General features: G+C 69.5%; 23 protein-coding genes. 8 read left to right on the top strand and 15 right to left on the bottom strand.

The features are described 5' to 3' along the window. The first annotated feature begins 138 nt into the window (after nt 1-138). The 3 genes from ACLBX9_RS12870 (at nt 139) to ACLBX9_RS12880 (ending at nt 1240) form a co-directional block, all read left to right on the top strand. Nucleotides 139-507, top strand: coding sequence for a hypothetical protein (locus ACLBX9_RS12870; protein WP_447719203.1), 369 nt, complete (start codon nt 139-141; stop codon nt 505-507). Between the two features lie 75 nt (nt 508-582). Then, the gene (locus tag ACLBX9_RS12875) at nt 583-828 is read left to right on the top strand and encodes a hypothetical protein (protein WP_447719204.1); all 246 of its coding nucleotides are present in this window, start codon (nt 583-585) and stop codon (nt 826-828) included. Between the two features lie 226 nt (nt 829-1054). After that, nucleotides 1055-1240: a hypothetical protein gene (locus ACLBX9_RS12880; protein WP_447719205.1), complete on the top strand. Its 186-nt coding sequence runs from the start codon at nt 1055-1057 to the stop codon at nt 1238-1240. Here the strand turns inward: ACLBX9_RS12880 and ACLBX9_RS12885 are convergent. The 6 genes from ACLBX9_RS12885 to ACLBX9_RS12910 all read right to left on the bottom strand — a co-directional run bounded on the left by ACLBX9_RS12885 (nt 1237) and on the right by ACLBX9_RS12910 (nt 5847). After that, complete coding sequence (locus tag ACLBX9_RS12885; protein ID WP_447719206.1) at nt 1237-3336, bottom strand: DUF3987 domain-containing protein; 2100 nt, start codon at nt 3334-3336, stop codon at nt 1237-1239. The two genes, ACLBX9_RS12880 and ACLBX9_RS12885, sit on opposite strands and share 4 nt — an antisense overlap. Continuing rightward, on the bottom strand, nt 3333-3626 hold the full coding sequence (locus tag ACLBX9_RS12890; RefSeq protein ID WP_447719207.1) for a hypothetical protein: 294 nt from the start codon (nt 3624-3626) through the stop codon (nt 3333-3335). Before ACLBX9_RS12890 ends, ACLBX9_RS12885 begins: the two co-directional genes overlap by 4 nt. Further along, nucleotides 3623-3826 (bottom strand): hypothetical protein, encoded by a 204-nt coding sequence (locus ACLBX9_RS12895; RefSeq protein ID WP_447719208.1) that lies wholly within the window; start codon nt 3824-3826, stop codon nt 3623-3625. The genes ACLBX9_RS12890 and ACLBX9_RS12895 overlap by 4 nt, the downstream gene beginning before the upstream one ends. Nucleotides 3827-3829: 3 nt before the next feature. Then, on the bottom strand, nt 3830-4036 hold the full coding sequence (locus tag ACLBX9_RS12900) for a helix-turn-helix transcriptional regulator (RefSeq protein ID WP_447719209.1): 207 nt from the start codon (nt 4034-4036) through the stop codon (nt 3830-3832). A gap of 132 nt (nt 4037-4168) precedes the next feature. Next, complete coding sequence (locus ACLBX9_RS12905; RefSeq protein ID WP_447719210.1) at nt 4169-4606, bottom strand: hypothetical protein; 438 nt, start codon at nt 4604-4606, stop codon at nt 4169-4171. Further along, complete coding sequence (locus ACLBX9_RS12910) at nt 4603-5847, bottom strand: tyrosine-type recombinase/integrase (protein ID WP_447719211.1); 1245 nt, start codon at nt 5845-5847, stop codon at nt 4603-4605. The genes ACLBX9_RS12905 and ACLBX9_RS12910 overlap by 4 nt, the downstream gene beginning before the upstream one ends. 529 nt (nt 5848-6376) lie before the next feature. Between ACLBX9_RS12910 and ACLBX9_RS12915 the strand changes: the two genes are divergently transcribed. From ACLBX9_RS12915 to ACLBX9_RS12925, 3 genes are all read left to right on the top strand, one after another. Beyond that, entirely contained in the window at nt 6377-6727 is a 351-nt protein-coding gene (locus ACLBX9_RS12915) for a hypothetical protein (RefSeq protein ID WP_447719212.1), read from the top strand. Between the two features lie 174 nt (nt 6728-6901). After that, nucleotides 6902-7468 carry a hypoxanthine phosphoribosyltransferase gene (gene hpt / locus ACLBX9_RS12920; RefSeq protein ID WP_447719213.1) on the top strand — a complete coding sequence of 189 codons (567 nt, stop codon included), beginning with the start codon at nt 6902-6904 and terminating at the stop codon, nt 7466-7468. Nucleotides 7469-7632: 164 nt separating this feature from the next. Further along, nucleotides 7633-7998: a response regulator gene (locus ACLBX9_RS12925; RefSeq protein ID WP_010687322.1), complete on the top strand. Its 366-nt coding sequence runs from the start codon at nt 7633-7635 to the stop codon at nt 7996-7998. A 54-nt stretch (nt 7999-8052) separates the two neighbouring features. Here ACLBX9_RS12925 and phnE (ACLBX9_RS12930) read toward each other — a convergent pair whose 3' ends face one another. The 7 genes from phnE (ACLBX9_RS12930) to ACLBX9_RS12960 all read right to left on the bottom strand — a co-directional run bounded on the left by phnE (ACLBX9_RS12930) (nt 8053) and on the right by ACLBX9_RS12960 (nt 14480). Next, on the bottom strand, nt 8053-8877 hold the full coding sequence (gene phnE, locus ACLBX9_RS12930; RefSeq protein WP_447719214.1) for a phosphonate ABC transporter, permease protein PhnE: 825 nt from the start codon (nt 8875-8877) through the stop codon (nt 8053-8055). Continuing rightward, a complete protein-coding gene (gene phnE, locus ACLBX9_RS12935) occupies nt 8874-9680 on the bottom strand; it encodes a phosphonate ABC transporter, permease protein PhnE (RefSeq protein WP_447719215.1) in 807 nt (268 codons plus the stop codon). Before phnE (ACLBX9_RS12935) ends, phnE (ACLBX9_RS12930) begins: the two co-directional genes overlap by 4 nt. Next, nucleotides 9677-10492 carry a phosphonate ABC transporter ATP-binding protein gene (gene phnC, locus ACLBX9_RS12940; protein ID WP_447719216.1) on the bottom strand — a complete coding sequence of 272 codons (816 nt, stop codon included), beginning with the start codon at nt 10490-10492 and terminating at the stop codon, nt 9677-9679. Before phnC ends, phnE (ACLBX9_RS12935) begins: the two co-directional genes overlap by 4 nt. Then, nucleotides 10492-11514, bottom strand: a complete 1023-nt coding sequence (gene phnD, locus ACLBX9_RS12945; protein WP_447719217.1) for a phosphate/phosphite/phosphonate ABC transporter substrate-binding protein — start codon at nt 11512-11514, stop codon at nt 10492-10494. Before phnD ends, phnC begins: the two co-directional genes overlap by 1 nt. A gap of 326 nt (nt 11515-11840) precedes the next feature. Then, the gene (gene efeB / locus ACLBX9_RS12950) at nt 11841-13085 is read right to left on the bottom strand and encodes an iron uptake transporter deferrochelatase/peroxidase subunit (RefSeq protein ID WP_447719218.1); all 1245 of its coding nucleotides are present in this window, start codon (nt 13083-13085) and stop codon (nt 11841-11843) included. A gap of 75 nt (nt 13086-13160) precedes the next feature. Continuing rightward, entirely contained in the window at nt 13161-14048 is an 888-nt protein-coding gene (gene efeO, locus ACLBX9_RS12955) for an iron uptake system protein EfeO (RefSeq protein ID WP_010687328.1), read from the bottom strand. 246 nt (nt 14049-14294) lie between these two features. Continuing rightward, nucleotides 14295-14480, bottom strand: coding sequence for a hypothetical protein (locus tag ACLBX9_RS12960; RefSeq protein ID WP_010687329.1), 186 nt, complete (start codon nt 14478-14480; stop codon nt 14295-14297). Between the two features lie 209 nt (nt 14481-14689). Here ACLBX9_RS12960 and ACLBX9_RS12965 point away from each other — a divergent pair, with 209 nt between their 5' ends. Both ACLBX9_RS12965 and ugpB read left to right on the top strand, forming a co-directional pair. Then, nucleotides 14690-17035, top strand: coding sequence for an ATP-binding protein (locus ACLBX9_RS12965; RefSeq protein WP_447719219.1), 2346 nt, complete (start codon nt 14690-14692; stop codon nt 17033-17035). Next, entirely contained in the window at nt 17032-18384 is a 1353-nt protein-coding gene (gene ugpB / locus ACLBX9_RS12970; protein WP_010687331.1) for a sn-glycerol-3-phosphate ABC transporter substrate-binding protein UgpB, read from the top strand. Before ACLBX9_RS12965 ends, ugpB begins: the two co-directional genes overlap by 4 nt. 117 nt (nt 18385-18501) lie before the next feature. Here ugpB and ACLBX9_RS12975 read toward each other — a convergent pair whose 3' ends face one another. Continuing rightward, nucleotides 18502-20139, bottom strand: coding sequence for an ABC transporter substrate-binding protein (locus tag ACLBX9_RS12975; protein ID WP_010687332.1), 1638 nt, complete (start codon nt 20137-20139; stop codon nt 18502-18504). Further along, entirely contained in the window at nt 20136-22442 is a 2307-nt protein-coding gene (locus ACLBX9_RS12980) for an ATP-binding protein (RefSeq protein ID WP_447719220.1), read from the bottom strand. Before ACLBX9_RS12980 ends, ACLBX9_RS12975 begins: the two co-directional genes overlap by 4 nt. Between the last annotated feature and the right edge of the window lie 159 nt (nt 22443-22601).

Here is a 22601-nt window from a genome sequence, read left to right on the forward strand (position 1 = left end):
TACAGCTACGGAATGAGCGCGCTGATCGCACTCGCCTTGCTAGCAATGGCGTTCATCGATCAATTCTGAGACGACCCCCATAATCGTGCTACGAACAGCAATTAGTTGCGTCATTCGTTGCCTGCTCAGGGGGCTCCGATGTCGTTCTTTCGCCGGTTGATCGCCGAGGTACTCAATCTTTTTCTCGGCACTGCGCATGAGCGCCGGACCAAACTGATGGCTACTGAGAAGGAGGCTGGAACCTACGAGGGGCCTTCTCTCAGCAAGAGCAGAGACTTCGATGCGGACTACAAAGCTGCCGTCCGGATGCTGCGGGAAAGGCTTGATCGGAAATTTCCGGATGGGCCCTACGCGAAGCTGCGATCGGGGGCGAGCAAACATCACGATCCCAGGGACGATCGAGCGCTAGCCGTCGACACGATGTCGACCGCCATAGCGATGGCACTGCGAGACGGGGCCACCGTGAAGCAGGCCGCTGAAGCCGGGGCGGCGAGCGTCGGCATCTGATCGGCACCGCGACGATCACCCGCTGCCCAATTGCATCCTGCCGCGTTGTCTCCCCCGAACCGCTGGAGGAGCCTCATGGCCTACGTGACGATCGAAAAAGACGGTGAGCCTTGGATGTTTTGCCACTCGACCCACAGCGGAGAGATTGAGAAGCAGGTCGAGACCGCCAAAGCGCAGGCACCGACAGCGACCTTCACGCACCGGCTGTCGACACCGATAGAGAGCCAGCACTGTGCCAATGCGATGGATACGCAGGGCGGGGCCGTCGAGGATCCGTTCAAGTTCTTCGCCGTGCCGGTTGTCGAAGATCCAGCCACCTGACCGGCCGGTCGTGCGGGCATGTCGCTTGAGGGGAAGCGCTTCGTCCTGCTTTTAGCCCAGTTCCAGCATTGCCGATGACAAGGCGCCGCGCATGTTCTGCATCGCAATCCCGTGCGGCAGTGAACGCGGTATATCCGGGTGTCGGCCGCTCACCTGACCTGGCGGGAGCGGCCCAACACTGACATCGGCCAGAGCGAGTCGATCCTCCTGCGGGAAGGAGATCCCTATGAGCGGGCCTGTCTATCACGATATGAAAGCTAATACGGCGAGCGATACCTCTGCCAACCAGTTGCTCCGCCGATTGGAGGAGAACACCTACACCGCGGACAAGCTGAGCAGCCCGATGCTGCTGAGTATCGCACTCGCGGGCTCGGTGGTCGCCGCGCTGCTGATCCGGCTGGTGCTGGGCTAAGCCTCGGCCCGCAACTCGTCGAGGAAGTCCAGCGGGATCCCATCCAGGGTCCAGATCGCCAAGACGTTGTGCTTCAGCAGCGCGGTTTCCTCAATCGTTCGGGACGAGTTGGGCTGTAGGCTACGGTAGTGCTCAACCAGCCGGCGCCGGGTCTCCTCAGTGAACGGCGCCGGCTCGGCGCGCTTGCCCCGCCGCCTCGACTCCGGACGGGCGCCGACCAGCACGCCGACACCATGGTGCTTGTGGAATAGTGCGCGCTCGGCTGGGCTCATCTCAACGTACCGCTGCCGGACCTTGAAGCCGGCGATCTCGCCGAGCCGAAGCATCTCCTCCAAGCCGATATCGCGGATCATCTCCTCGAACAGGCGCCCGATTTCAGGCCCGTCCGAATTTATCTTACCCCCCTGTGCCGTTTGTGCCGTTTGTGCCGTTAGGTCGGATTTCGGAGCTATTGGCGCTAATGGCACTATTGGCACAGGGGGGTAAGATCGCGCTGAAACCGGGCTATCGGCAAAAGGGCGGGTGACGGCGACCTCCGGGTGAACCTCGTAGCCCTGCGACTTCCGGCCCTTCACCTCGCCGGCTCGGGTGAAGCGCGGGCGGATCAGCCCAGCCTCCACGAGTTGCTTGCAGGCCGCCTCCATGTCGGCTGCGTCGCGCAGCATGCCGCCGATCTGCCGCCGAACCTCGCGGGCGTTGAACTCGGCGATCCGGTTCTGCCGGAGATGCTGTGCCAACAGCATCCCGCGCCGTTCGGCCACCGGGATCGTGGCGTCCCCGAACACCCGCTCGGCCATCGGCAGGAAGTAGGCGTTCAGCAGGTCCGCCGCGGCCGTCACCGACTCGGGCGAGATGACCTTCGGCTCCGACTCCTCGGTGCCGCCGCACCACCAGAGGTACTCCAGAACGGCGGACAGGCGCAGGCAGTGCCCGCGGGCCTTGCCGAGCGTTCCGGCGAGCAGGCCGCTGGCCATGTGGCAGCGCTCCACGATGTCCCTGGCGAACGCCTCCAGCCGGTCCTCCGCCTCGCGGGCGAGCGGCACGATCACCGGCTCAGGATGCCCGAACTCGTCATGGATCTGCAGCAGGTCAGTGAGCCGAGCGAACGCGCGCTGCATCGGCCCGTCGTCCTGCGCGCCGCGGGCGAGGTGGAACTCAGGCTTGGTCTCCGGCCACGCCCACAGGAGTCGAGAGGCGAGCCCGTCGTCCGGCCCGTTCAGGATCATCTCCAACTTGTCGGGCTGGACGCCGCCGAGCACGCCGACGCTGAGATGCCGGATGCGCAGCGGCTCCGGGTTCTTCATCCGGTCCACGACGTAGGCGCGCCCACCATACATCTCGATCGCGAACGCCCGGTCGGATCCGCCGCCACCGTACCGGTCGAAGGCACCCAACCAGCCGGCCAGTTCGTCACGGACCAAGAGGAGTCCGCGCGGCAGGCCAGCGGCGAGCGCGCCCAGCGCCTCGACGGTGGCGTCGGCCACCCGGATCCGCGGCCGGACCGGTGCGGGCGGCTCCTGGGCATCGGCGGGCATGGCTGGCGGCGGGTCACCGTTCTTCACGGCGGTTTTGACCTCAACCTTCCACGCCTCGATCCGGGCCTCGCAAGCCTGCTTGGCAGTGGCGTGCTCCTGCTGGACCTGCTCGAAGCCGTCCGCCATCCGATCCTCTGCGAACCGGACCAAGGCGAACGCGGCATCCATGCTCGGCGACTTGGACGAGGATGGGGGCCCGACCTCGGCGCACCACAGGACCGGCGGCTCAGACCACGCTGTGCCTGCCTGCGGCCAGCGCACGTTGGCGATGGTGGCTCCGACGCTGGCGAGCAGAGCGACCGCCACGTAGTCGACCGGCGCGGACGCACCCTTGGCCTTGCGCTCGCACCACCCGGCCCACGGGCCGAGCAGATGCAGCGGGAACGGTGGCGGCGCGCGGCGGCCGGTGCCGAGCAGGCTCAGATCGGGCTCCGGCCAACCATCTCTACCCCCTGTGCCGATAGTGCCGTTGGCGCCGTTAGGTCTTCCGGGATCACCGCGGTGGTGATCGTCCAGCGAGCCGCTCCGATCCAACTCGGCGGCAAATTCTTGCGCTCTCATGGGCGCACCTCCGAATTCGAATGGCGGTGGGAGGCGGGCGCGGGCTGCCGCCGCTGGCGCTCGCGTTCGGTCTGCTCTGCCAGATCGCCGAGCAAACCGAGGGCGGCCCTGAATTCGGCCGCCGCGCATTTCAGGGTGTATCGGAGCCCAGCATCGTCACGCAGGGCAGCGTAGTCGGCGGCCATGTTGGCGCGCACGCCGACCATCGCCATCAGCTCGGCGATATGGGCCCGGTACTTGTCCGGGTCGCCATAGGCGTAGTCGTCGGGATTGAGGGAGGAGGCGCTCATGCGCGCCTCCAGTGTTCAGGTGTCGTCAGCGCCAATTCGGCGACGACGTTGGCGACGGCCGGGCTCAGGCCGAAGCGTGCGGCGAGATAGAGATCTTGCCGGAAGGCGGGGGCGGGAGTATCTCCGTGAGTGTCGATCGCCAAAACGACATTCTCGGAAACCTGCCTCGGCCCGCGCTGAGCGCAGGTTTTCTTTTGCATGGCCTATGCGGCCTCCTTCACTGCGAGGCGCGCGTCGAAGCGATCGAGGGTCTCCTCGGCCCAGAGGCGTCGGCCATTCGGGATCATGTCCGGCTTCGGGAAGTTGATCTTCCCGTCGTGGATCCAGCGCCACAGACCCATTTCACTGATCCCGCCATAGCGGCGGCGGACCTGGGTCGCGGTGTAGTAGAGCTTCTGTCGTTCGCTCATCTTCACACCTCCAAACGCGCGCAAACTCTCGCGCCACAAAGCAAACATGCTCGCGGTCGCCGCGGATTGCGAAGGATTTAAAATCGATTTCTAGGGAGTAATAATCAGCCTGTAGGGAGCGAAATTCAGGGATTACTGCTCCCTGGGACGGCCGTATTGCTTCATGTACCTTCTGGTAAGTCGTCGAGCTTTGCTCTTAGGCGTGCCGCCGCCGCCAGCTTGGCGGACGAAGCGAAGCGCAACTGGCTCCACATCGAGTTCGCCGGTCCTAAGCAATTCACTCCTTATCTGAGCAATGATAGCCGCATCGTTCGAGTAGTGTGCGCCTTTTGGCCTTCCGCGCCCCCGTTTTCCTGAAGGCTGAGGTTCAACCCCAGACTGACCGCGCGGCCCCAATTGCATGCGTTGTCGAGCGCTAAATTCTTTCAGATCGTCTCTCAGCTTGCGAATATGCTCTGGTGGCGACTGCCGAAGCGCCTCAACCTGCCGTTTCAGTTCCTGCATGCGTGGTGTCTGAGCGAACGCTCGCACCTGCTCCGCCAGCGCCTTCATGTCAGGCTTGTCGCTCACCGCCCCTCCTTGCCGACGATCGCTTCGACGTGCGCGGCCCATGCCTCCAACGCCGCCCGCTTCTCGTCGAGGTACTGGTAGCGGTTGTAGACAGCCGCCACGCCTTGGATGACGCCGGACCGATGGTTCAGCACGGCCTCGATTACATGCGGATCAATCTTCAGGCGGCCCATACCTGTGGAAGCCGTCCGGCGCAGATCGTGCAGCCGCCAGGGCTCGAGAACGATGCTCTCTGGGTCGTCCCCCGCCACTGCAGCATCCGTGCGTGCAAGCGCCAGCATCGCGGCATCAAGGCGCGCCTTCGCCTTAGCGTAACCCGAGACGCCACTGTTGCCGGTGGTGCTGATGAGGTACCCGGCTTGCCCAGCCACCCTCGGTAGCGAACCTAAGACGTCCTGCACCGCAGCGCTCAACGGCACGTCGTGAGCCTGACCGTTCTTCGCCCGCTCGGCCGGTATGGTCCACAGCGTGCTGCCCTCTCGCAGCTCAATTCGCCGCATCTTCGCGACCTCGTCGCGGCGCTGAGCCGTCAGCAACAGGATCTGCACGAACGGACCGAACGGCCAGCCGATTGCCGCGCAAGCTCGCCAGAGCAAGCGCAGTTCGTCGTCGCTCAGGACTCGATCGCGGCTCGTCTCTGCGGCCGGCGCCTTTATCCGCACGCACGGGTTCGCGTCGATGACATCGCGATCGGTAGCCCAGTTGAACAGCTTGGATAGCGCCGCCAGCGTTCGGTTCGCCGCGACGGGCGTACCGGCATCCACGATCCCGTCGAGCAGCTCGATCACGTCGCGGCGGCCGATGTCTTGGATCTTCCGGCCGTCCCAGACCGGCAGCACCTTGGTCCGCAGGATCCGGATCGTCTCCTCGGCGGTGCGGGGCCGGTTGCGAGGCCTCACGTGCCGCTCAATGAAGCTGTCGATCACCGAGCCGATCAGGTCACGCGCCGGCAAGGGCACGGCGACCTTGCGCTCGGCGACCGGATCCTGCCCTAGCGACACCAACTGAAGAGCCGCCCTCCCCTCGGTTCGCGCCTTGGCGAGATCGAGAGCCGGATAAGCGCCGAGGGTAAGCTTCCTAGTTCGGCCGCCATGACGGTACCGGACCGCCCAGCTTTTCGCGCCGGACGGCTGGATGATGAAGTACAGGCCCGGCAGCGTCGCGTCCGGGATTTCCAGCCGACGCGCGGCGTCCGGCTTCAGGCGTTCTATGGCTTGCACGGTCAGGACTCGCGCTGCCACTCTGGTGATCCTCCGGGGTAACCAGGGGTAACAGAAACCGGGCGTTACGCCCTGTTACCCCGCGTTATTAACGAAGCATCACAATGGCAGTTTTTGCTAGGTCTGGCAAAGCCGTTGACCGACCCAGAACCACCTGAATGTTAGGGATTGTTTTGCTCCCTAACCAGATTGTGGATCTGGGGGTCCCCCGTTCGAGCCGGGGCGGTGGTACCATCGATTTCGCTCGATAGCGCAAGGGGTTGGCGGATCGCCGACCCCTTTTTTCGTGTTCGGAACCCGGGCCCGGTCCGACAGGCCGGCTCGGAGGATGAGTCTCTCCTCGCCCGCCTGTGGCGGAGGAAGCCCACACCGCGGAGGACCGGAGATGGTCCGCCCGAGCAGCCGGTCGCGCGCATCCGCGAACCAGTTCCTGTCAGGATTCAGATGACGAGGCCGGTATCTCGCCCGAACGAATGCTATACAATCGCCAAATTTGGCTGCTCACCTTCGGCAAGCCTGAGTTCGATTACGCGCATGAACTGAAATTGCTATGAACAGCACGACCCATCACAATCAGCTCCAGACCGTCAGCGCCTTGGCTGCCACGCTGGCCGACCGGATGCTGATGGAGCGCCTGACACGCGGGACGCTCCCCCTGGCGAATGCCAGCCGCCTCTGGACCGCCTCGCTCCTGCTCGAAGAACATCAGCATCCCATTCCCCGCATCGTGGTTGATGTCCTGGACGAGGTTCGGCACTGCGAGCCGGAGGACGAGAGGCACGACCCGGTCGCGGAAGCCGCGCTGGACGTGACCGTCCCGGCGCGGAGGTCGGTATCCACCCCGCCCAAGGGACGGCTGGTGCGGATGCTGCGGCCGTTCCGGCGGTCGGCCACGGCCTGAGACCGTCCGGAGACGCCGAACTCCATCCGTAGCTCCATCCATCCCTGACGCGCCCGTGACGCGGCTCTGCCGGCCATGCCGATCCGCTGTTTCCCCCGCGCGTCAGGAACGCTAAGACCGTCGCCGATCGCGGCGGCGTCTTCCGTCCGCGGCCGGGCTCCCGGGACACGTGAGATGAGCATCCCTGAACGGCGCGTCCGAACCCTGTTCGACGAGGCGGCCATCGCCAAGCGCAACGACGAGTTGGCCCAGGAGATCCTGGCCGCGCGGCCGGAGAACCTCTTGGTCGTCGCGGTGCTCAAGGGCAGCTTCATGTTCGCCGCCGACCTGCTCCGGGCGCTGCACCGGGTCGGGCTGTCGCCGCAGGTCGAGTTCGTGCACCTGTCGAGCTATCGCACCGGGACGGTTTCCACCGGGCAGGTGGAGATCCTGCGCGACGTGCAGAGCGAGGTGCGCGGCCGGGACGTCCTGCTCGTGGACGACATCCTGGAATCCGGGCGGACCGTCGTTTTCGCCAAGGACCTGCTGATGGCGCGGGGCGCCCGGCGGGTGCTGACCGCCGTGCTTCTGGAGAAGCCCGGCAAGCGCGCCGTGACGATCGACGCGGACTTCGTCGGCTTCATCTGCCCCGACGTCTTCGTCGTCGGCTACGGGATGGATGCGGCCCACGCCTTCCGCCAACTGCCCTTCGTGGGCGTCGTGGACTACGGCAGCGGCGATCCGGACCTGTTCGATCCGTGATAGAAGCGCCGTGCAGCGCGGCATTTTCGCCCCCGGTCCCGATGCAGCCGTGGTTTCGAGGTGTGACATCTTGACAGGCGACGGGTCCGTCTATGTCTGTCGTTTACCAAGAGCCTGGCCGCCTCGGCGGGCACTCGCACAATCGAGGACGTTTACGGGACCCCATGGCGCGCATCCTCCTGGTGGATGACGAAGAAACTGTCCGGGGCTTCCTGAAGCGGGGGCTCGAGATTGACGGCCACGCGGTCGTCACCGCCAACGACGGCAGCGACGGGCTCGACCGCCTCAACGAGGCCGATGGCGGCTTCGACCTCATGCTCACCGACATCCGCATGCCGCTCATGGACGGCATCGCCCTGGCGCTCGCCGCCAAGCGCGACTTCCCGGACCTGACCATCCTGCTGATGACCGGCTTCGCCGACCAGCGCGAGCGGGCCCGCGGGCTCGATGCCATCGTCACCGATGTGCTGACGAAGCCGTTCTCCCTGGCGGATCTGCGTGCCACGGTGAAGCGCGCGCTGGCCGCCTGAAGGGCCGGACAGACGCGAACGACACGCGCAGACCCTGACCCCGCCTCGGCCCGATCAGAGCGTACGCGACCGCAGCTGCGTGACCACGATCTCCGCCAGGATCACGACGCCGAAGATCGCCGCCAGCACCACCGCCACCTGATCCCAGTAGAGCAGGTTCAGCGCGGTATCGAGCGCGACGCCGATTCCGCCCGCGCCGACCAGGCCGAGCACGGCGGATTCCCGGATGTTGATGTCCCAGCGGAACAGCGCGATCGACCAGAAGGCCGGCTTCACCTGCGGCCAGTAGCCGAGCAGCAGGGTCGAGAGCCGCCCGGCGCCGGCGGCCTGCAGCGCCTCGATGGAGCCGCGGTTCGCCTCCTCCAGCGCCTCAGCGAAGAGCTTGCCGGTGAAGCCGACCGAGCGCAGCGCGATCGCCAGCGTGCCGGCGAGTGGGCCGGGGCCGAACACCGCCACGAACAGCAGCGCCCAGACCAGGGAGTTCACCGAGCGGGAGGTCACGAAGACGAACTTCGCCAGCAGGTTCAGGGGCAGGCTCGACGTCACGTTCCGCGCCGCCAGCAGCCCGATCGGGACCGCGATGCCGATGGCGATCAGGGTACCCAGCGTCGCGATGTGCAGCGTCTCCACCAGGGCCCGCAGGGTCGGGGCGACGTAGCCGGGATCCATCGGCCACATCCGGCCGAACAGGTCGGCGAGCTGGTCGGGGGCGTCGTAGAGGAATTCCGGGATCACCTCGATCGTGCGCAGGCTCGTCACGAAGGCGACGGCCGCCACCAGCGTGAAGGCGAACCGGGCGAGGCGCTTGCCCAGGGAGAAGCGCTGCCAGCGGCGCGGGGCCTGGGTGGCAGAGGCGGCGACCGAGGCGCCGGCGCTCACTGGAACACCTTGCGGGCCCAGCCCGACACGATCTCGGCCACCATGATCAGCGTCACGATGACGATCAGGATCGCCAGCACGACGTCGTAGTCGAAGCGTTGGTAGGCGGTGAACAGCGTCGCGCCGATGCCACCGCCGCCGACGATCCCCACCATGGTGGAGTTCCGGAGGTTGGAATCGAGCTGGTAGGTGGCAAAGCCGATGAAGCGCGGCAGCACCTGCGGCTGCACGCCCATGATCAGGGTCGACAGGAAGCCCGCCCCGGTCGCCCGCACCGCCTCGACCTGCTTCAGGGAGATCTCCTCGATCGCCTCGGCGAACAGCTTGGCGATGAAGCCCACCGAGGCGACGATCAGCGCCATCACGCCCGCCAGCGCCCCGAAGCCGATCGCCTTCACGAACAGGATCGCCACGATGATCGGGTGGAACGAGCGGCACAGGGCGATGAGCCCCCGCATCGGCCACGTCACCCAAGGCGGCATCAGGTTGCGGGCCGCCAGGAAGCCGATCGGCAGGGCGACCGCGATGCCGATCACCGTGGCGATCACGGCGATCTGCAGGCTCTCGACGATGCCGGACTGGATCAGCTCCCAGCGCGAGAAGTTCGGCGGGAACATCCGGGCCAGGAACTGCTGCCCGTGGGCGAGGCCGCTGGCGAAGCGCTCGGGCACGAAGCCGAGCTGGGTGGCGGCGTAGATCGCGTAGACGGTGAGAAGCGCCCAGCCGATCCGCGCCGTCCAGTTCGGACGGAAGGCGGCGCCGCGGGCGGCCTGCGAGGGGGTGGGTCCGGCGGTCGCGCTCATTCGAGCCAGTTCTCGCCGCCGTAGATGCCGCGCAGGTCGCGCTCGCTCAGGTCGCCCGGCGGGCCGTCGTAGACCACGTGCCCGCCCGACATGCCGACGATGCGCGCGGCGAAGCGCTGGGCCAGCGCCACGTTGTGGATGTTGACGACCACCGGCACGCCGCGCTCGGCCGCGAGCCTGGACAGGATCTCCATGATCTCCACGGAGCTCTTCGGGTCGAGGGACGAGGTCGGCTCGTCGGCGAGCACGATCTCGGGTTCCTGCATGATCGCCCGGGCGATGCCGACGCGCTGGCGCTGGCCACCCGAGAGGGCGTCGGCCCGCCGCGTGGCGAAGCCCGAGAGGCCGACCGCGTCGAGGAGGTCGAAGGCGCGGGCGATGTCGGCCTCGGGAAAGCGCCGCAGCCACGCCCGCCAGGCCGGCACGTAGCCGAGCCGCCCGCAGAGCAGGTTCTCCATCACGGTGAGGCGCTCGACGAGGTTGTATTCCTGGAACACCATCCCGATCCGCCGCCGCGCCCGCCGCAGGGACCGGCCGGAGAGCTGAGCGAGATCCTCGCCGCGGAACAGGATTTCTCCCGAGGTCGGCTGCACGAGGCGGTTGATGCAGCGGATCAGGGTGCTCTTGCCGGTCCCGGACGGCCCGATGATCGCGGTGAGGCCGGTGCCCGGCACCACGAGGTCGATGCCCTTCAGGACCGGCTGGCCGGCCCGGTACTCCTTGACGAGCCCGCGGATCACCAGGGCGCGCGGATCATCCGCCTGGACGCCTGCAGCAGGTTGGACAGTCTCGCGGAGCGCGGAGCCCGCCATCACTTCTGGCCCGCGCCTTCCGCCTTCTTGCGCGCCGCCTCGGCCTCGCGGGCGGCCTCCCGCTCGTAGGCGGCCTTGTTGTAGGGCGTGCCCGATTCCTCCGCGACCTTGCGGACGATCGCCCAGTCCTTGAGGTAGGTGATCGGCGCGAAGCGGTCGTCGCCCTCGAAATCCTTCACCATGTCGGGCGGGAAGCGGAAGTCGTAGAAGCACTGCTTCAGCTTCTCGGCGAGTTCCGGCTTGAGATCGTGGGCGTAGGCGAAGCCCGAGGTCGGGAACTTCTCGCTCGTGTAGATCACCCGATAGTCGTCGCCCTTGATCGCGCCGCGGGCGACCATCCGGTAGAACACGTCGGAGGCGACCGGCGCCGCATCGTAGTCGCCGGTGCCGACGCCGAGCGCCGATTTGTCGTGGCCGCCGGAATAGATGAGCTTGTAGTCCTCGCCCGGCTTCAGGCCCTGCTCGGGGAACAGCGCTTTGGGGGCGAGGTTGCCGGAATTCGACGAGGGCGCGGTGTGGGCCACGCGCTTGCCCTTGAGGTCGGCGAGCGTCTTGTACGGGCTGTTCGCCTTCACCACGACGATGAGGTTGTAGCCCTCCGCGCCCTTCTCGGTGCCCTTGGCGGCGAACGGGACCGCGCCGGCCATGTTGACGGCGAAGCCGAGCGGGCCCGTCGAGAAGCCCGCCACCGTGAGCCTTCCGGAGCGCATCGCCTCGATCTCGGCCGAGTTCGACTGGACGGGATAGTAGATGACCCGCTTGCCCGTGCACTGCGACAGGTAGGTGGTGAACGGCTTGAAGGAATTCTCGTAGACCGCGGGATCCTCGACCGGCGTGTAGGCGAACACGATGACGCTCGGGTCGCGGGTCTTGGCCGGCACGTCGGCGACGAGATCCTTGTTGGCGTCGCAGTAGGCGTCGTCGAGCTGGCCGCGATTGGGACACTCGTCCGCCAGTGCGGGCGCTGCCGAACCCAGTCCCCAGAGCAGCGCCAGGGCTGCGCCGTATCGGGCGATTGTCACGCGGTTTCCTCCATGCGGAGCAGGGGCTTAGGCTGCCCCGTCCCGTTGCCGCCCGGTCCGTGCCGAGCTGAGTTGGCAAACTTGTAGGCGCCGGGGTCCGGATCGCGCAAGGCCGCGGGTGCGGGGGTCCTTGAGGGTTGGCGCGCGGTGACAGGGCTGGTCGATCCGCGGCCTGCCGGGATGGCCGGTCAGCAGCTCCGGCCGCCGTCTTTGCGGGCGCAGCGAAGCAATCCAGCCGGCGCCACGCGCACGGATGTCCCGCTGCCCTGGATTGCTTCGCTGCGCTCGCAAAGACGGTGCGGGAAGCCGCGACGCGGCGGGGCGGCCTACACCGCGGCCAGCAGCCCCTCCCCCAAAAAGCCCTCCGGCCCCGCGATGCCCGGCAGGGCGAAGAAGTAGCCGCCGCCGATCGGGCGGATGTACTCCTCCAGGCCCTCGCCGGAGAGGCGGTTCTGCACCGTGATGAAACCGGCGGTGAGGTCGGCCTGGTAGCAGACGAACAGCAGGCCCATGTCGAGCTGCCCGGCCGCGGTCAGCCCGCGCGAGTAGTTGTAGCTGCGGCGCAGAATCAGGCTGCCCTCCGTGCCGGGCAAGCGCGGGTTGGCGAGGCGGATATGGGCGGCGAGCGAGATGGCCTCGCCGTCCGGATCGCCGGCATAGTCGGGGACGTCGCGCTCGTGGCCCTGGCGCAGCGGCGCACCGCTGCCCTTGTGCCGGCCGATGATCGCCTCCTGCTCGCCCAGCGGCGTGCGGTCCCACCGCTCGACGAGGGTGCGGATGATCCGCACCACCTGGTAGCTTCCCCCGACGGCCCAGGCCGGCTCGCCCTGCTCCGGCCCGACCCAGACGTAGCGGTCCATCAGCCGGGGGTCGCGCACGTCGAGGTTGGCGGTGCCGTCCTTGAAGCCCAGCATGTTGCGCACGGTGTCGGCCCCCATGGTCTTCACCACGTGGGGCGGCAGGAAACCCTCGATCTTCCAGCGCGGCGCGAGGAGGCCGGGCGTCGCCTTGAGGACGTCGCGCAGGGCATGGATGTTGGTCTCGGCGGTGTTCGAGCAGAACTGGATCAGCAGGTCGCCGTGGCACTGGGCCGGGTCGAGGGCGTCGTTGGCGAAGCGCTCCATCGGCCCGAGATGGCGCGGGCGGGCGCGCGCCAAGCCGAACCGGTAGTCGAACAGGCTCGCGCCGACCGAGACCGTGGCGGTGAGGTTGTCGGGCAGGACCGTCGGCCCGAGGATGCCGGAATTGCGCGGCGGCAGTTGCGGATGGACGTCGGGCACGGCGCCGCCCCGGGTCAGGAAGGCGAGGCGCTCGGTGAGCGTCCGGAACAGATGGGGCAGCTCGCCGCGGCGCTCGGCCAGGACGTCGAAGGCGATGGAGAGGGCGGCGGCCGGCTGCGGCGTCACGATCCCAGCCTGATGGATCCCGTAGAAGGGCTGGGCGACGAGCGTCCCCTCGGTGGCGGTGGTCGGCGTCGCGTCCTCGGCCCGGGCGGGTCTGAGGAGCGCGGCCGCGCCGAGGCCACCGAGGAAGCTGCGGCGCGTGGAGACCGGGGACGGGAGACGCATCATCGCTCGATGAATTCTGGAGATTCGGCCGCTTGTTGCCTCGAATAAAGACCACAGGACGGCGCCTTGGCAATTTGATCAGTCCAAACCGAGCCTGCCGCGCAACGTCGACAGATCTTCGGCCAGCAGGGTGATCGGCCCCTTGAGGGCGTTGCGGTCCCGGGCCGTGAGGTTGTCGTAACTCTGGAAGCCGCCATCCGGGCTGCGGTAGCGGCCGAGCAGGTCCTCGACCCGCTTGTAGCTGCGCTCGACCCGGGCCACGAAATCCAGGTCCGGCAGCAGCGGGCGCAGGAGCGTGAACACCACCTTCGAGCCCTCGATGTTGGCCTGGAAGTCCCACAGGTCGGTGCGGCTGTAGCGCTCCTCCTCGCCGCTGATCTTGGTGGCGGCGATGCCCTCGATCAGGGCGGAGGCCGCCCCGACCGCCTTGGCGGGCGGGACGGCGAGGGCCGCGATGCGGTCGCGCAGGGTCACGGTCTCGGCGGCGAGGCGCTCCGCGACCTCGCCCAGCCCTTCCGTGGTGCCTCGGGTGAAGAGCACCATCTCGAGGCGGTGGAAGCCCACGAAGGCGGGATCGCGCTCGCGCAGTTCGAACTCGTCGCTGCGCACGTCGAGGCGCTTGATCAGGTCGGGGAACAGGGCCGCCACCGGCTCGATGCGCTCGTAGGGCGCGCGGGCCGGGGCGTAGAGCCGGCGGGCCTCGGCGAGCTGCCCCGCCTGGATCGCCGCGACGAAGCGCGCGGTCTCGCGCACGAAGGCGTCGGCCTGGGCGACGACATAGGTTCGATAGGCCGAGAGGGCAGCGGCCAGTTCAGGCGGGATCGGCCGGGTCGGACGCCCGGGACGCGGGCTGTCCGGCTGCTCCAGGGCCCAGCCCGGAGGCGGCCCACCGCAGCCGATCAGGATCGCCACGGCGAGGGCCGCGACGCGGCGTCGGTCCCTGTCGCGGCGTGAAGTCTCGGGCATGAGCGGCCGGAGGCGGAGCGTGGTTCGGAGCGCGGCGCGGGCCGGCCGGAGGTTCCGGCTAACCGAGGCCGTGCGCCCGAGCAACTGCCGGTTGTCGCCACGGCCTAGGATTCGCCGGCCCGGGGAGCCTCTTCGGACACGTCGCGGGTCGTGACCGTCGCGCGGTCAGACGACGAGCGGGAGCACGATGGCGAGCAGGACATTCGTGCCCACGAGCAGGACCAGGGGGAGCGCGTCCATGGCCGCTCAGCCCAGGCAGGCCAGGGCGCGGGCGCCGGACGCGGCGGCCTTCGCCGGGCAGGCGGGCGGTGTCACGGCAGAGGCCCGGGCGTCGGCCGGCCGGGCGGTGACGGCCTGCGAGAGCATCGGCAGGTAGGTGGTGCCGACCAGGATGCCGGCCGAGAGCAGCAGGCGAGCGATGACGTCGAGCATGGTGTTTCCCCTCTTCCGGCCTTCGAGGACCGTTGTGCGAGGCGGTGTCTACGGGTTTCGTGATGCGGGAATATTGCGTCCCGTGTTGCTTCGGCGCTCTCGGGAAGTCATCGCGCGGATGTCACAATAGCCGAATGTGTCGTCGCGAGGTCGGCGACGGGTTCGGAGGCCGCAGCTTTGGCGGGGCGCGGGACAGGGTGCGGGATGCGATGACGCGCGGGTTCGGTAGGTCCGGCATCGCGCGCCGCGTCCTTGTGGTGGGCGCGATCCCGATCCTGGTCGCCGCCGCGATCGCGGTGGGCGCCTGGATCCTGCTCCACGAGGCCGAGCGTGCCCGGGCCGGCGCCGTGGTGGCGACGGAAACGGCGCAGACGCTGACGGCGATGAACCGGGCGCGGACGGATGCCCTCAGCGGCAGCTCCGAGCGGCGGGACGAGGCCGAACGCCGGTTCGACGAGCGGGCCGCCACCGCTGCGGCGCAGCTCGACCGGCTTGAAGGGCTGGCACGGACGAGCGGCCAATCCGCTCTCGTGGCGACCGTGACGGGCGACCTGACCTCGCAGGTGACGCGGATGCGCGCCCTCCTCCTCTCGGAGCGGAGCGCGAACGCGACGATCGCCGACATGGCCCAGCGGGCGGACGCCCTGGTGGCCCTCACCGACGTCGCGCGACGGCGCCAGCAGCAGGACAACGCCCAGCTGATCGCCGTGCTGGCCGTCAAGGACGCCGAGCTGGAGCGGAACCAGGGTGTCGTCACCGCCCTGCGGGAGCTGCGCGAGGGGATCAGCACCGCGGAGCTGAACCGGGCGCGCATCGGCCGGCCCGTCTTCCCGATCGAGTTCGATGAACTCGCCGCCGACCTGCGGCAGCTCGATGCGGTGGGCGAAAGACTGCGCCGGGTTCTGCGCGTCGACGGCGAGGCCGGGGCGGCCGACAGGGCGACGGAGCTGCTGAAGGCCTACCGCGACCGGAGCCGGACCGAGGACGACCTCAACCGCGTGCTCTCCGAGGGGTTCGAGCTGACCCGCGCCACCCAGGCGGGCCGCGTCCTGGTCGAGTGGTGCGACCAGCTCGTCCAGGTCAACGTCGCGCGCCAGAACCGGCTCTACGAGGAGGTCGCGCTCCTCATCCGCCACTCGGTCCTCTCGAACGAGGCCGAACTCTCCGCCCAGGACATCGCCCTGACGGCCCTACGGCTCGCCCGGCGGACGGATGCGGCGCTCGCGCGCCGTGACACCGGCGAGGCATCGCGGGTGCTGGAGGCGGGCGCGGGTCTGTCCGGCACCTCCCGGACGCTGCTCATCCCGGTGAGCATCCGCGACGAGATGGCGGCGGCGATCGACGGCTGGCGCACGCAGCTCGCCGCCACGATCGACCGGATCGGCGAGCAGAACGAGACCATCGCCGACATGGACCGGCGCGCCGCCACCATGAGCGCCAACGCCCAGACGCTGAGCCGGGCCTTCATCGACGATGCCGACCAGTTCGGCAGCGTCATCCGGCAGCTCCTGATCGTCGGGGCGGTCGGGGCGCTGTGCCTCGGGATCGGGGCCGCCGCCGCAGTGGCGCGCTCGATCACCCGGCCGCTGCACGCCCTGCAGCACAGCATCGTCGCCGCCGCCGGCGCCCCCACGCCCGAGGATATCGGCCGGGACGACCACCTGCTCACCCGGAGGGACGAACTTGGCGACATCGCCCGGGCGACCAACGCGTTCCTGGAGCAGATCCGCCGCCGGGAAGCGGACCGGCGCAACGCCTCGCAGCGGGCCGACGACGCCCTGGTCACCCTGCGGCAAGCGCAGGAGGACCTGATCCGGGCTGAGCGGCTCGCCTCGCTGGGCCAGCTCGTCGCCGGCGTCTCGCACGAGATCAGCACGCCGCTCGGCATCGCGCTGACCACGGCCACGCAGGTCCAGTCCGACTCGGTGGCGTTCGAGCGCATGGTGGGGGAGAACCAGCTCTCCCGCTCGCGGCTGACCCAGTATGCCGGACGCATGCAGGAGGGCGCGCAGCTCCTGACCAGCAACCTGATGCGGGCGGCCGACCTCCTCTACAGCTTCAAGCAGGTGGCGGCCGACCAGGCGATCGAGGATCGCCGGGCGCTGAACCTCGCGGACTGGATCGACGAGCTCCTGAAGAGCCTGCGGGCCCTGGCGCGGCCGGGCCGGCACGTCTTCGTGGTCGAGTGCCCGAAGGACATCGTCATCGACACGCTGCCGGGCATCCTGGCGCAGGTCGTGTCGAACGCCGTCAAGAACGCGATCGAGCACGGCTTCCCGGACCGGGAGGGGGGGCGCATCACCATCACGGGGACCCGGACCGGGGACGGGATCAGTTTGTCGATCGCCGATGACGGGCGCGGCGTCGACAGCGCCGATCTCGGCCGCGTGTTCGACCCGTTCTTCACCACGGCCCGCGCCCGCGGGGGAACGGGCCTGGGCCTGCACATCGTCCACAACCTCGTGGTGAACCGCCTCCAGGGGCGGGTCGAGCTCCAGAGCAGCACGGGCGCCGGCACGGTGCTGCGGCTGTGGCTTCCGGAGCGGCTGGCATGAGCGGGGCGACGTTGACGGTATCGCGCGGCGGCCTCGTCCGCCTGGGGCTGCTGATCGCCGCCCTGCTCCTCGCGCTGCGCCCGCTGCCGGCCGCCGCCGTGACCGAGCTGCAGTTCTGGCACGCCCTCGACGGGCCCAACGGCGAGCTGGTGACCCGCCTCGCCGAGACCTTCAACGCGGCGCAGCCCGAGTACCGGGTGGTCCCGGTCTACAAGGGTTCCTACGCCGAGACGATCAGCAGCGGCATCACGGCCTACCGCACCGGCGCGGCGCCGCACCTGCTGCAGGTCTTCGAGGTCGGCAACGGCACCATGGCGGCGGCGATCGGCGCCGTCAGGCCCGTCGCCACCGTGATGCGGGAGGCGGGGCTTCCCGTGACGCCCGAGGATTTCCTGCCGGTCGTGGCCACCAACTACCTGGCCCCCGAGGGCGGGATGCTGTCCCTGCCGTTCAACGTCTCCTCGACGGTGATGTGGATCAACCGGGACCGGTTCCGGCAGGCGGGCCTCGACGTTAAGCGCCTGCCCACGACCTGGCCGGAGGTGTTCGACGCCGCGCGGCGGCTCAAGGCGACCGACCCGGCGCGCTGCGCGCTCTCCTCCGCTTGGCCGACCTGGGTGCATCTCGAGCAGCTCTCCGCCTGGCACGACCGGCCGCTCGCCACCCGCTCCAACGGCCTGGACGGCTACGACGCCGAACTGGTGTTCAACGGTCCGCTCCAGGTCCGCCACCTGCAGAACCTGGTCGACCTGAAGCGCGCGGGCGTGTTCGCGTACAACGACAGGGTCAATCGCGGGGAGAGCCGGTTCGTGTCGGGCGACTGCGCGATCTTCCTCACCTCGTCGAGCCTCTACGGCAAGGTCGCCGCCGCGGCCCGTTTCGACTGGACGGTCGCGCCGATGCCCTTCTACCCCGACATCGTGCCGGAGCCGCAGAACGCGATCCTGGGCGGCGGCTCGCTCTACGTGATGCAGGGCAAGACGCCGGACGAGTACCGCGGCGTCGCCCGGTTCCTGGCCTTCCTGATGGACGGGCGGCAGCAGGCAACGATGTACCGGAACACCGGCTACATCCCGACCACGCGCGGCGCCTACGACGACGCGGTGGCGGAGGGCTTCTTCGAGCGGCACCCGCAGCTCCACGTCGCCGTGCAGGAGCTGACCCGCCGCCCGCCGACGCGCAACACCGGCGGCCTGCGCCTGGGCAACATGCTGCAGATCCGCGACCTCTGGGCCGAGGAGCTGGAGGCGGCCCTCAACGGCGTGAAATCCCCGCAGAAGGCCCTCGACGACGCCGTGGCGCGGGGCAACCAAGTGCTGCGGGTCTTCCAGCAGCGGACCAAGAAGTGAGCGCGACGGGTCGGGCCGTCATCACGAGCGAAGCGAAGGGACCCAGGGTCGCGCGACATCGGCCTTTGTGGCGCCGCCCTGGATTGCTTCGCTCCGCTCGCAAGGACGGCGTTGCCGTCATCGCGGGCCTTGGAACCGCACCGTCTCGAACAGGTGGCGGCCGAGGGGATCCATCGTCAGGCCGCGCACGTCGCTGCGGATCGCCAAGTGGACCTTGGTGTGCGCCAGCGGGACCCAGGGCATCGCCTGCCGGACGATCGCCTGGGCCTGGCGGTACAGGGCCTGACGCGTGTCCCGGTCGCCGGTGCGGCGGGCGGCCTCGACCAGCCGGTCGTAGGCCGGGTCGCACCAGCGGGCGAGGTTGGCCCCACCCGTCTGGGCGGCCTTGCAGCCGAGCAGGACGTTCAGGAAGTTGTCCGGATCGCCGTTGTCGCTCGTCCAGCCGTAGAGCATCAGGCTCGGCTCGCCGCCGTAGAGCGCGGCGCGGTACGCGTTCCAGGGGCGGGTGACCAAGCGCGCGCGGATGCCGACCTGCGCGAGGTCGGCCTGGATCATGTCGGCGACGCGCTTTCCGTTCGGGTTGTAGGGCCGGCTGACCGGCGGATACCACAGATCGACATCGAAGCCCCCTGCGAGTCCCGCCTCTGTGAGCAGGCGCAAGGCTTCGGCGCGATCGAAGGGCGTGTCCGGCAGGTTCGGATCGTGGGCCCAGATCCCCGGCGGCAGCGGCCCCTGCGCGAGGAGGCCGGCATCGCCGTAGACGCCCGCCACGATCGCTTGCCGGTCGATCGCGAGGTTGACCGCGCGCCGCACCCGCACGTCGTCGAAGGGCGCGCGAGTCGTGTTGAGGGCGAGGTAGGCGACGTTCAGCTCGGCCAGCGCCAGCAGCGTCAGGCCCGGCTCCGCCCGGATCGCGTCGAGGTCGCCGGTCGCCGGGAACGCCATGGCGTGGCACTCCCCGGCCCGCAGCTTGGTCAGCCGGACCGCCGCGTTCGGCGTGATCGCGAAGACGAGACCGTCGGGACGCTCGCCCGGTTCGCCGTCGTCCGCCGCGCGGCGCCAGTAATCCGGGAAGGCGCGGTAGCGCAGGACCTGGTCCGGCCGGTAGCCCTCGAAGACGAACGGGCCCGTTCCGACCGGCGCCCGGGCGAGGTCGTCCGAGGCGTCGGCGGCCGCGAGGGCGGCCGCGTACTCAGCCGACAGGATGGCCCCGAAGGCCTGCGCGATGTTGGCGAGGAAGGTGGTGTCGGCCTCGCGCAGCCGGAAGCGGACATGGCGCGGATCCGGGGCGTCGATAGCCTCGATCAGGTCGGCGAGGCCGAGGTCGTGGAAGTAGGTGAAGCCCTGCGCGGCGCCGTCGGATCCGGAGCGCCGCTGCCGGCTGAAGGAGAACACCACGTCCTCGGCGTTCAGGGGGCGGGTCGGCGTGAAGCGCGCGTTGGCGTGGAAGCGGACGCCATCCCGCAGGGCGAAGACGTAGGTCCGGCCGTCCTCCGAGACCGTCCAGGATTCGGCGAGTCCCGGGCGGATCGTCGTGGTGCCGGGCGCGAACTCCACCAGCGTGTTGTAGACCTGCCACGCCGCGTTCATCGTGGTGGTGGTCGTGGCGCGGGCGGGATCGAGGCTTTCCGGGCTGCCCTCCGAGCAGAACACGAAGGTGCGGGCCGCCGCCGGGGCGGGGCCGAGGAGCGGGCCGGGGAGCAGGCCGGCCGCCAGGGCGAGGAGCCCGGCCCGGTATGCTGCGGCCGGGCTCACGGCGTCCCCAGCGCGGTGGGGAGCGGCCGGGACGCCGGTCCCGCGCGGCGGATGGGAAAGTCGATCTGCACGACGGTGCCCTGGCCGAGTTCGCTCGCGAGGGCGATCCGGCCGCCGAGCTTGGCGGTCACGAGGTTGTGGACGATGTGCATGCCGAGCCCCGTGCTGCCGGCGCTGCGCGCCGTCGTGAAGAACGGATCGAAGATCCGGTCGAGGTGCTCTGGCGGGATTCCCTGGCCGGTGTCGCGGACCTCCATCCGCACGAGGCCGTCCTCCCGTTCCGACACCGCCACGGTGATCCGGCCCACCTGGCCCGCGCGAAACCCGTGCACGACCGCGTTGGCGATCAGGTTGGTCACGATCTGCGCCAGCACGCCGGGATTGGTGTCGATGACGAGGTCCGCCGGACAGGCGCGCTCCACCGTATGGCCGCCCTTGCGCAGCATCGGCCGCAGGCTCGCGAGCAGGTCGTCGAGCCAGGTCGCGAGTTCGACGCTGCGGGTCTCGTCGCTGACCCGGTCCACCGCGACCTGCTTGAAGCCCTGGACGAGGTCGGCCGCCCGGGTGAGGTTCGTGCAGAGCAGGGTGGCACCCTCCTCCACGCGGTCGACGAAGTGGTTGAGCCGGGAGCGCGACAGCGTGCCGGCGGCGAGGTTTGTCCGGAAGGTCCGCGCCTCGTCGCTCATGAGCGTCCCGGTGGTGAGCGCGATGCCGAGCGGCGTGTTGATCTCGTGGGCGACCCCGGCCACGAGCTGCCCGAGGGAGGCGAGCTTCTCGGCTCGGACGAGGTTGTCCTGGGTCCGGCGCAGCTCGACCAGGGCGACGTCGGCCTGATCCTTGGCCCGGCGCAGCGCCCCTTCCCGGCGCGTGATCTCGGAGACGAAGACCGCGGTGGCGCGGGCGATGTCGCCGAGTTCGTCCCGGCGCCCGGTACCCCGCACGGCCGCCCCCGCCGGGTTGCCGGTCAGCATGACCATGTCGCCCTGGAGGGCGCGCAAGGGCACCAGGATCGAGCGGGCGACGAAGATCACCACCAGGGCGCCGAACAGCAGCAGCCCGGCCGCGCCGGCGAGCAGGATCCGCTGGATGAAGATGCCGAACCGGTCGGCATCCTCCACGAAGGCGTCGTTGAGGGCCTTGGCGCTGCCGATCATCGTGGCGGCGAGCCCGTCCATGGCGACGATCATGGCGTTCTGCTGCCGCAGGCCCCCGATGGTCGTGGTCAGGCGCGCCCGCCAGCCGTCGAGCGCCTGGACCATCTCGGCCTGGATCAGCGGCGAGATCGGCAGGGCGTTGGCGCGCCGGGCGAGGCGCTCGCCCGCGTCGCGCATGCGCTCGGCGAGAGCGTCGTCGCGGTGCAGCAGGGCGCCGGCGGTCCGCGGCCCGAGCTTGAGGGTGCCGATGGCGACGTTCTGCGTGGCCTGCTCGATCTCGTTGGCCTCCACGGAATAGGCGAGCAGCTGCGCCACCTCGTCGTGCAGGCTCTCCTGGCCGGAGGTCTCGATCTTCAGGTTGCGCTCGATCCAGCCGTCGAGCTTTCCGTCGCGATCCGGGATCGACTCGGCGGTGAGCGCGTCGAGCGCCTCGGCCTCGGCCGCCCGGCCGTCGTCCCGCAGCGCCGCCGACAGGTCGCGGCTGGCGGCGCGGAAGCGGCCCTGCGCGCGCTGGGCCTCGGCGTCCGAGGCCGCCGGTCCGGCCGGGTTCGTGCTCTGGCCGGAGCCTTGCGCGGCGATCACCGCGCTCTCGGCGGTCCGGGCCCGCAGGGTGTTGAGGTGGGCGACGAGGCCGCGGGCGACCCGAAGCGCCTCGACCTTCTCGGCCAGCGAGCGGGCGAGGTCGGCGTTCGAAGCCTGCTGGCGCAGCCGCGCCCGATCGGTGAGGTCGATCAGGGTGTCGGCCCGCTGCGTCATCTCGCGGATCAGGCCGTCGTTCTCCTGGGTGCGGCGGACGAAGGTCTCCATCTGGCCCCGGTAGCGGGCCAGGGCCTCCTCCACCGAGGCGATGCGCGCGCGCTGCGCGTCGATGCGGGCGAAGCCCGCCAGCCGGCCGAGGCCGGCTTCCGCCCGCGCCGTCAGGCTCGCGAAGCGCTCGGCATAGGCGGGCCGGTCCTGCGCGTCGGCGGCGGCGTACTGGTCACGGACCAGGCGCGCGGTGGCGATGTCGTGGTACACGTCGGCGACCAGCACGGCTCCCCGGCGGGCGCGCTCCTCCTGGGCCAGGAGCAGCCAGCCGGCCATGGCGATCGCGCCGGCGGCGAGGATCGGCACGCCTCCGACCAGGGCGATCTTGGGTCCAACCCGCATCCGCGTCCCGACATAGGGGTCCGGCGGCAACTTAAAGCCGTGCCGGAGCGCGGTGCAATCGGGCGGCGTTCCGGCGGATCCCGGCGGCTCGGTGGCCGGATCATCCGGTCTCCGTTCGAGGACTTCGGTCGATGCCGCCCGCTCCGTCATCACGCGCGC

This window comes from Methylobacterium sp. A49B (assembly GCF_053346215.1).

Coding starts and splice junctions, on each gene's coding strand:
- ACLBX9_RS12870 (WP_447719203.1), top strand. CDS start 139: ATGTCGTTCTTTCGCCGGTTGATCGCCGAGGTACTCAATCTTTTTCTC.
- ACLBX9_RS12875 (WP_447719204.1), top strand. CDS start 583: ATGGCCTACGTGACGATCGAAAAAGACGGTGAGCCTTGGATGTTTTGC.
- ACLBX9_RS12880 (WP_447719205.1), top strand. CDS start 1,055: ATGAGCGGGCCTGTCTATCACGATATGAAAGCTAATACGGCGAGCGAT.
- ACLBX9_RS12885 (WP_447719206.1), bottom strand. CDS start 3,336: ATGAGAGCGCAAGAATTTGCCGCCGAGTTGGATCGGAGCGGCTCGCTG.
- ACLBX9_RS12890 (WP_447719207.1), bottom strand. CDS start 3,626: ATGAGCGCCTCCTCCCTCAATCCCGACGACTACGCCTATGGCGACCCG.
- ACLBX9_RS12895 (WP_447719208.1), bottom strand. CDS start 3,826: ATGCAAAAGAAAACCTGCGCTCAGCGCGGGCCGAGGCAGGTTTCCGAG.
- ACLBX9_RS12900 (WP_447719209.1), bottom strand. CDS start 4,036: ATGAGCGAACGACAGAAGCTCTACTACACCGCGACCCAGGTCCGCCGC.
- ACLBX9_RS12915 (WP_447719212.1), top strand. CDS start 6,377: ATGAACAGCACGACCCATCACAATCAGCTCCAGACCGTCAGCGCCTTG.
- hpt (WP_447719213.1), top strand. CDS start 6,902: ATGAGCATCCCTGAACGGCGCGTCCGAACCCTGTTCGACGAGGCGGCC.
- ACLBX9_RS12925 (WP_010687322.1), top strand. CDS start 7,633: ATGGCGCGCATCCTCCTGGTGGATGACGAAGAAACTGTCCGGGGCTTC.
- phnE (WP_447719215.1), bottom strand. CDS start 9,680: ATGAGCGCGACCGCCGGACCCACCCCCTCGCAGGCCGCCCGCGGCGCC.
- phnC (WP_447719216.1), bottom strand. CDS start 10,492: ATGGCGGGCTCCGCGCTCCGCGAGACTGTCCAACCTGCTGCAGGCGTC.
- efeB (WP_447719218.1), bottom strand. CDS start 13,085: ATGATGCGTCTCCCGTCCCCGGTCTCCACGCGCCGCAGCTTCCTCGGT.
- efeO (WP_010687328.1), bottom strand. CDS start 14,048: ATGCCCGAGACTTCACGCCGCGACAGGGACCGACGCCGCGTCGCGGCC.
- ACLBX9_RS12960 (WP_010687329.1), bottom strand. CDS start 14,480: ATGCTCGACGTCATCGCTCGCCTGCTGCTCTCGGCCGGCATCCTGGTC.
- ACLBX9_RS12965 (WP_447719219.1), top strand. CDS start 14,690: ATGACGCGCGGGTTCGGTAGGTCCGGCATCGCGCGCCGCGTCCTTGTG.
- ugpB (WP_010687331.1), top strand. CDS start 17,032: ATGAGCGGGGCGACGTTGACGGTATCGCGCGGCGGCCTCGTCCGCCTG.
- ACLBX9_RS12980 (WP_447719220.1), bottom strand. CDS start 22,442: ATGCGGGTTGGACCCAAGATCGCCCTGGTCGGAGGCGTGCCGATCCTC.